Genomic DNA, 8,188 nt, shown 5'->3' with positions numbered 1-8,188 from the left:
TTTCGCTTTCGTCTCTCGAGATTCTCAGGAGAACCTCGCTGACCCGGCGGCTTGTTTGCCGTTGTTCCGTGTCAGTGGAGGCGCATTATAGGGAGTTCTGAGACGTTGACAAGCCCTGTTTTAAAAAAACTTTTCAACCGTCTCTTTTTTGCTCAAATCAGGCTGAAACAGGCAGTTTTTCGAGCGTTTCAAAGCCGTAACGCTGTAAAACGGGTAAAAGTTGCTCAGTTTCTGTCGTCAACGCCATACAGTAAGCCAGATTCGCATCGCTGGATTTCGCATCCGGCGCTTCATGTTCCAGCAGCCAGGCAGTACGACGCGCAATTGCCGCACCGGAATCTACCAATCTAGTACCTTCGGGCAGGACCTGCAGCAACTCATCCTGTAATAGAGGGAAGTGAGTGCAGCCGAGCACGACGGTATCCGGTGGTTCCTGCATACGCAGCCATGGACGCAGAATACGACGCAGCTCTTCAAGAGGAACCGGCTCACCGTGCAGCTTCGCTTCCGCCAACTCCACCAGTTCAGCAGAGCCCAGCATCTCGATGCGACATTCATTGGCAAAGCGTGCAATCAGCTCATGGGTATAAGGACGTTTGACCGTACCCCGCGTTGCCAGTAAGCCCACTATACGGTTAGCCGACAGACGCGCTGCCGGTTTGATAGCCGGCACAACGCCCACAACCGGAAAAGCAAACTTGTCGCGCAGCGCAGGCAGAGAGACCGTACTGGCCGTGTTACAGGCAATCACCGCTAAGGAAAGCGGGTAGCGTGCCTGTACCGCAGTGACAATTTCAACAACTCGCTCAACGATAAACTCCTCGCTCTTCTCCCCATAGGGGAACGCGACGTTATCGAAGGCATAGATGTAATGGAGATCCGGCAAGAGATGCCGGATCTCATCATAGACCGACAGCCCACCGACACCGGAGTCAAACACCAGTACGGTAGGACGTGGTTCAGAAGGTGTAGCTGCCAGACAAGGTGTATTCCCGTCCTGCAGTTGGGTAGCCATATGCTGTCTCGTAATCTTTATCGAACAGGTTGGCTATTTTACCACGAACGGTCAGGTGTGAGGTGACAGGATATGACAATCCGATATCCCACAGACTTACGCCGCCCATTTTCACATCACGATTGTTGTCATAGTCATTATCGTAACGCTCACCGAGGTATTGATACATCACGTTCCAACCCAGGTCATAAACCTGGCCGGTCAGTTCGTACTTCACCTGCTGCTTGGCACGGCGATACAATACTTTATCGGTGTCATCATCACGTGGGTCAACGTACTGGAACGTCAGATGATGTTCTACCGGCCCAGTCGTCACGTTCCCCGTCCACTCAAGACCTTTTATCGTGGCCGACTTCACGTTGATGTATTGATTATTTTTATAATCAATCAGATTCTGGATTTCGTAATGATATGCAGATAAACGCCAATCCAGCGGACCGGTTAAACCATCGATCCCTGCTTCCCACTGTTTTGATTCTTCTGGCTTCAGGTTCGGGTTAGAGGAAATCCCGGGACCATAGGAAGAAGCAAATCGCGTTGCACCAAACTGTTGGCCCAGTGATGGCGCCAGGAACCCCGTGCCGTAGGAAAGCGTAGCACGATAGCCATCAACAAATTCCCATCCAGCCGCGGTTTGCCAGGTACCGTGCCAGCCAAACTGCTCATCGTGATCTTCGCGGCCGGAAGCTTCCAGCGTCACGGCGTCGATCTGCTGCTGCCCGGTCAGGTAGAGCCCGGTGGTATCACGTTTATAGACATCTGATAACGTTGTACTGTTGGAAGTCAGCTTCTCCTGCTTCCAGTCAACGCCGCCGCTAATCGCGCCGTGCCCAACCTCAACGTTGTTGCCCCATTGGATATAACGCTGTTCCATATCATCCAGCGTGGCATCACCGGCGTAGCGACCGAGGTCGTTGCTGTAGTTATAGTCTTTAAGATGCTGATAGTTAGCAATCAGCTGAGAAGAATAGATACCGGAGCTGTAGCGCAGCCCCGTATCCCATGACTGGTTGTAGTTCTGAGCTTCATCATTGCCACCTGCATAGCCGTACGATCCCTGATCGTAATCGCTGTTCGCGGTATACCCATAACCACGGAAGAAGCCAGAGAAGCTATCGTCGAACTTGTGCTGCACGCCGCCCCAGAACAGCTTGTTACGATAACCGTCACGATCGCTGTCATCGCTGTAAGGTGAATCCGGCTGGACGTTAAAACCTTTCGTGGTTTGATACGCACCCGCTGCGGTCACTATCGTGTCGCCGAAACGCTTGTTGATCGCACCGTCATAAGTCTGGTAGCCGTTGCTACCCATTCCCGCATTAATCTGCGAACGCTCGACGTCACTCATGGTAATAATGTTAACCACGCCGCCGATGGCGCCTGAACCATAAACCGCAGAACGCGGCCCACGGATATATTCAATACGCTGCACCAGTGAGACCGGGATCTGGCTAATATCGACACCGTTGGAAATCCCCGGTCGCGCCATTGGAATCCCATCAATCAGCACCAGTACATGACGCGCTTCGGTGCCACGCACATATAGAGAAGAGCTATTTCCCATCCCACCGGTCTGCGAAATATCCACTCCCGGCAAGCGGCGCATTACATCATTGAGATCTTTAGACTGCCAGCGTTGGATATCCTCACGCGTGACCACATCGGTAGGAGCCAACACCGTGTTGACCGGTTGCTGAAAGCGGTTAGCGGTTACCACCATCGAGTCGGAATTGCTGTCCTGCGCCCAGCCGGAAAATGCCGTGACGGATAACGCCGTCATCAGCGAAGCTTTTTTAATCATTTTTTAAAGCATCCAAATAGAAAAGGGATGCCGCAGGCTTTATCAGTTGCTCGCGACGATAAAACCCCATGCGACGTCATCCGGCAGGTCTTCGGGCTTGGAGGCTATATAAAGAGGCGATGACTTCCCACGGCATGCCGCAGTGTCTGCATTGAATGCGCTCATCTCTTACCTTCCTTACCGCTGCGCGTCAGCCCCAGATTTACACTGGGTTCCCTTTTAACTCACAGGACCGGTACGAGGATGCTACATTTAGTTACATATGGATGTCCAGACTGCTATTTATGATTTTCACCGTCATCGGCGCTGGACATCCCCTGAACAAGCCCTACAATCCCCGCGTACTTTTATTATTCAGGATGCATCATGACCCCCGAACATCTCCCAACCGAACAGTACGACGCTCAGCTCGCCGAGAAAGTCACTCGCCTGCAAACAATGATGACGCCGTTTAGCGCTCCCGCGCCGGAGGTGTTTCGCTCGCCGGTCAGCCACTACCGGATGCGCGCCGAATTCCGCATCTGGCATGACGGTGATGACCTGTACCACATCATGTTCGACCAGCAGACCAAGAACCGCATCCGCGTAGACGCTTTCCCTGCGGCAAGCCAGCTCATCAACACCCTGATGAGCGCCGTGCTCGACGGCGTTCGCGATAACCATGCGCTGCGCCACAAGCTGTTCCAGATTGACTACCTCACCACTCTGAGCAATCAAGCTGTCGTCTCGCTGCTGTACCATAAAAAGCTCGATGACGCATGGCGTGAGCAGGCCGAAGCGCTGCGTGACGCACTGCGCGCTCAAGGGCTGAACGTGCACCTGATTGGCCGCGCGACCAAAACCAAAATTGAGCTGGACCAGGATTATATTGATGAACGTCTGCCGGTTGCGGGTAAAGAGATGATCTACCGTCAGGTGGAAAACAGCTTTACCCAGCCGAACGCCGCCATGAACATTCAGATGCTGGAGTGGGCGCTGGATGCTACGCAGAATTCACACGGCGACCTGCTGGAGCTGTACTGCGGTAACGGTAACTTCTCGCTGGCGCTGGCGCGTAACTTTAACCGCGTTCTGGCAACAGAAATTGCCAAACCGTCGGTGGCAGCGGCGCAGTACAACATCGCCGTCAACCAGATAGACAACGTACAGATCATCCGCATGGCGGCAGAAGAGTTTACGCAGGCGATGAACGGCGTGCGGGAATTTAACCGTCTGCAGGGCATTGACCTGAAAAGCTATCAATGCGAGACAATTTTCGTCGACCCACCGCGTAGCGGGCTGGACAGCGAAACCGAGAAGATGGTGCAGGCGTATCCAAACATTCTGTACATCTCCTGTAACCCAGAGACACTGTGCCAGAACCTGGAAACGTTGAGCCAGACGCACAATGTGACCCGCCTGGCGCTGTTCGATCAGTTCCCGTATACCCATCATATGGAATGCGGCGTGCTGTTAACGAAGAAATAAGACTGAACGTAGACCGGATAAGCGTAGCGCTATCCGGCAATTTCTGAGCAGTTTGCCGGATGGCGGCGTTGCCTTATCCGGCCTACAGCTTACTGCTGTTCCTGCTTGCGGCTACGCAACTTCACGCCAATCCAGAAGACCATCGCCACCGACAGTACCGCCGGGAAGAAGTTAGAGCCGATATCCGGGTACTCCGCGCGCACCACAGTGCTGTACAGCAGTACGCCAAGAATAAAGCAGGCGGCTGCCAGGCCCGGTAATCCGACCGGCATCGTACGATTCTGGTAACGTTGATGCAGGCAGTACACCGTCAGCACCAGCGCAATAATAGGGAATATAGAGAATGGCACGATGGAGCTGAACAGTGCCGCAAACGTCCCGTTAATTGATAAGCCAGCCAACAGCGCCAGCAGCAGCGTACCTTTATCTTGACCTGACTGTTTCATTGCTCGTCTACCACCTTATTCGGACTGATGTGTCATCTTCTCTTGTTCACGGCGATACCAGTAGTACGCGCCCTTGGAGATCATCCGTAACTGCAGCACCAGCCGCTCTTCCAGCTGTCGGCGCTGCTCAAGGCTTACGTCCAGAGCCTCCGCTCCCGCGCTAAATACGATAGTCACCATCGCCTCAGCCTGCGCTTCCGTGAAGGCTCGAGGCATATGGTTTTCGATTTCCAGATAGTCGGCAAGTTCCGCAATAAAATGCTGAATTTCGCGGGCGACCGCGGCACGAAATGCCGCAGAGGTGCCTGAACGCTCACGCAGCAGCAGGCGGAAGGCGTTCGGGTTATTGCCGATAAATTCCATAAAAGTTGAAACGGAAGTGCGGATAACGCTGCCGCCTTTGGCGATACGCTGGCGCGCCTGGCGCATCAGCTGACGCAGCATCAGACCGCTCTCATCGACCATGGTCAGCCCAAGCTCATCCACATCACGGAAATGACGATAAAAGGAGGTTGGCGCAATCCCTGCCTCGCGTGCGACTTCGCGCAGGCTCAGGCTAGCAAAACTACGTTCGGCACTGAGTTGACTAAATGCCGCTTCCACCAGCGAACGCCGGGTTTTTTCTTTTTGTTGCGCTCTAACACCCATCACGATGACTGAATCCTTCCACAAGCCGTGCTGGCACTATACCAGAGATTAAAACGAATCGACTTACGCAGCTTTGTTAATGATTGTTTACATGCTATTTATGCTATTTCGTATGAAAAAAGCCCAACGATAATTGGGTTATTACTTCGATGATGTTATGATTCTGTTGCTTTTATGTATAAGAACAGGTAAGCCTTACCATGCCACATTCCTACGATTATGATGCAATAGTAATTGGTTCCGGCCCCGGCGGCGAAGGCGCTGCTATGGGTCTGGTGAAGCAAGGAGCCCGTGTCGCCGTTATTGAGCGTTATCATAATGTCGGCGGCGGCTGTACCCACTGGGGTACCATCCCGTCCAAAGCCCTTCGCCACGCCGTTAGCCGTATTATCGAATTCAACCAGAACCCTCTTTACAGCGACCACAGCCGACTTCTCCGCTCCTCATTTGCCGACATCCTGAATCATGCCGATAGCGTAATCAATCAGCAAACTCACATGCGTCAGGGCTTTTATGAGCGTAATCACTGTGAAATGTTGCAGGGTGACGCCCGCTTCGTCGATGAGCACACCATCGCGCTGGAGTGTCCGGACGGTTCCGTCGAAACGTTCACCGCCGATAAGTTCGTGATTGCCTGCGGCTCACGCCCGTATCGCCCGGCCGACGTCGACTTTACCCACCCGCGCATTTACGACAGCGACTCAATTCTCAGCCTGCACCACGAACCGCGCCACGTGATTATCTACGGCGCAGGGGTTATCGGCTGCGAATATGCGTCTATCTTCCGTGGAATGGAGGTTAAGGTTGATCTCATCAACACCCGCGACCGCCTGCTGGCCTTCCTCGACCAGGAAATGTCAGATTCACTCTCTTACCACTTCTGGAACAGCGGCGTAGTGATTCGCCACAACGAAGAGTACGAGAAGATTGAAGGCGTGGACGACGGCGTGATCATGCACCTGAAGTCTGGCAAGAAGCTCAAAGCCGACTGCTTGCTGTTTGCCAACGGGCGTACCGGCAACACTGATTCGCTGTCGCTGGAAAACATCGGGCTACAGGCCGATGGCCGTGGCCAGTTGAAGGTGAACAGCATGTACCAGACCGCGCTGCCGCACGTCTATGCCGTTGGTGATGTTATCGGTTATCCGAGCCTGGCTTCGGCAGCCTACGATCAGGGACGTATTGCCGCCCAGGCGCTGATGAAAGGTGAAGCCACCGCGCACCTGATTGAAGACATCCCAACCGGTATCTATACCATTCCGGAAATCAGCTCCGTCGGCAAAACCGAACAGCAGTTGACCGCAATGAAGGTGCCGTATGAGGTAGGTCGTGCGCAGTTTAAACACCTGGCGCGAGCGCAAATCGTCGGTATGAGCGTGGGGAGCCTGAAGATCCTGTTCCATCGGGAGACCAAGGAGATCCTTGGCATTCACTGCTTTGGCGAGCGCGCGGCCGAAATTATTCATATCGGCCAGGCGATTATGGAGCAGAAAGGTGGTGGTAACACCATTGAGTACTTCGTTAACACCACCTTTAACTACCCAACCATGGCGGAAGCCTATCGGGTAGCGGCGCTAAACGGCTTAAACCGCCTGTTTTAACGCGCTGTCAAAATGGCCGTCCATCGTTTCGCGGACGGCCTCTGCCAGCTGCTCATAGCGGCCGCGTAGAGGCGATCCCGGACGATAGACCAGGCCAACGGTGCGGCGTGGTTCCGGCTTAATGCACGGCAGGTACACGACGCCATCGCGTTTACGTTCCTGCGGCACGGCAAGCGCTGGCAGCAGCGTAATACCGCTTCCCGCCGCCACCATATTGCGCAGCGTTTCCAGACTGGTTGCGCGGAAGTGGGTATCTTCATCCGCGCCTGCCTCAAAGCAGAAGCCCATCGCCTGGTCGCGCAGGCAGTGCCCGTCTTCCAGCATCAGCAGCTTTTCACCGGCCAGATCTGACATCGGCACGCGATCGCGCTCCGCCCACGGGTGATCGGCATAGATCGCCAGCATCATTGGTTCGTCGAACAGCGGCACCTCAATAAAGGCTTCACTCTCTTTCACCAGCGCCAGAATCGCACAGTCCAGCTTACCGCTGTCGAGCTGCGCCAGCAGTTGATGGGTCTGCGCTTCATGCAGGTACATTTCGAGCTTCGGGAAGGTCTGGTGCAGCATGGGAATAATATGAGGCAGCAGGTACGGGCCAACGGTTGGGATCAGGCCGATATGCAACGGGCCGGACATCGTCTCCCCCTGCTGGCTTGCCATCTCCTTCAGCACTTTGACCTCGCGTAACACGGTACGCGCCTGGTCCACCAGCAGCAGGCCCGCCTGGGTGAACAGCACTTTGCGGCTGGTACGCTCCAGCAGCATCACGCCCAGTTCATCTTCCAGCTTACGAATCTGCCCACTTAGAGTTGGCTGGCTGACATGGCAGGAATCTGCCGCCCGGCGGAAGTGCCGGTGTTCAGCTAACGCCACCAGGTATTCAAGATCACGAATATTCATTATTCATCCTCCATCGCCACGATAGTTCATGGCGATAGATAGAATAGCAATGAATGATTATCCCTATCAAGCGTTCTGTTCAATAATACACCACAGAAACAGATGACCCTTGTTTAACCCTTGAAGTCGTCATACTGATTCGGAGTTTCTCTCAAACTCGACAAATAAAGCCAACATGAACGTTTGCGGGCCCCGTGCCCGCTTTTTTTTGGCCGTAAATAAATATCCTCCGGCATAGCCGGAGGTTTTTCTGATGCGCCTATAAGGCTCTCTTACCAGCCGCGCCCTAACAGGCGCATACGATCTGACA

The 8,188-nt window shown here is 54.1% G+C and carries 7 protein-coding genes and 1 riboswitch; of the genes, 2 read left to right on the top strand and 5 right to left on the bottom strand.

From position 1 onward, the window contains the following. Positions 1-157 precede the first annotated feature (157 nt). Together murI and btuB are read right to left on the bottom strand one after the other, a co-directional pair. Positions 158-1,015 carry a glutamate racemase gene (murI, locus tag ACLGE8_RS22545; RefSeq protein ID WP_411001349.1) on the bottom strand — a complete coding sequence of 286 codons (858 nt, stop codon included), beginning with the start codon at positions 1,013-1,015 and terminating at the stop codon, positions 158-160. Beyond that, positions 960-2,816 (bottom strand): TonB-dependent vitamin B12 receptor BtuB, encoded by a 1,857-nt coding sequence (gene btuB / locus ACLGE8_RS22540; protein ID WP_411001347.1) that lies wholly within the window; start codon positions 2,814-2,816, stop codon positions 960-962. The genes murI and btuB overlap by 56 nt, the downstream gene beginning before the upstream one ends. Positions 2,817-2,880: 64 nt before the next feature. Continuing rightward, a riboswitch (cobalamin riboswitch) is annotated at positions 2,881-3,068 on the bottom strand. Between the two features lie 114 nt (positions 3,069-3,182). Here btuB and trmA point away from each other — a divergent pair. Continuing rightward, positions 3,183-4,283 carry a tRNA (uridine(54)-C5)-methyltransferase TrmA gene (gene trmA / locus ACLGE8_RS22535; protein ID WP_411001345.1) on the top strand — a complete coding sequence of 367 codons (1,101 nt, stop codon included), beginning with the start codon at positions 3,183-3,185 and terminating at the stop codon, positions 4,281-4,283. Positions 4,284-4,372: 89 nt separating this feature from the next. On the opposite strand, the gene ACLGE8_RS22530 is transcribed toward trmA, so the two are convergent. Further along, entirely contained in the window at positions 4,373-4,729 is a 357-nt protein-coding gene (locus tag ACLGE8_RS22530; RefSeq protein ID WP_185668784.1) for a YijD family membrane protein, read from the bottom strand. A 15-nt stretch (positions 4,730-4,744) separates the two neighbouring features. After that, positions 4,745-5,380, bottom strand: coding sequence for an HTH-type transcriptional repressor FabR (fabR, locus tag ACLGE8_RS22525; RefSeq protein WP_395597029.1), 636 nt, complete (start codon positions 5,378-5,380; stop codon positions 4,745-4,747). A gap of 197 nt (positions 5,381-5,577) precedes the next feature. On the opposite strand from fabR, the gene sthA reads away from it, so the two are divergent. Beyond that, positions 5,578-6,978, top strand: a complete 1,401-nt coding sequence (gene sthA / locus ACLGE8_RS22520) for a Si-specific NAD(P)(+) transhydrogenase (protein WP_411001343.1) — start codon at positions 5,578-5,580, stop codon at positions 6,976-6,978. On the opposite strand, the gene oxyR is transcribed toward sthA, so the two are convergent. After that, on the bottom strand, positions 6,961-7,878 hold the full coding sequence (gene oxyR / locus ACLGE8_RS22515) for a DNA-binding transcriptional regulator OxyR (protein ID WP_185668787.1): 918 nt from the start codon (positions 7,876-7,878) through the stop codon (positions 6,961-6,963). The two genes, sthA and oxyR, sit on opposite strands and share 18 nt — an antisense overlap. Between the last annotated feature and the right edge of the window lie 310 nt (positions 7,879-8,188).

The organism is Kluyvera sp. 142486 (genome assembly GCF_046569695.1).
Taxonomy (GTDB): Bacteria; Pseudomonadota; Gammaproteobacteria; order Enterobacterales; family Enterobacteriaceae; genus Kluyvera.
The sequence above is the reverse complement of the archived record's forward strand: the minus strand, read 5'-3'. Positions and strand labels throughout refer to the sequence as shown.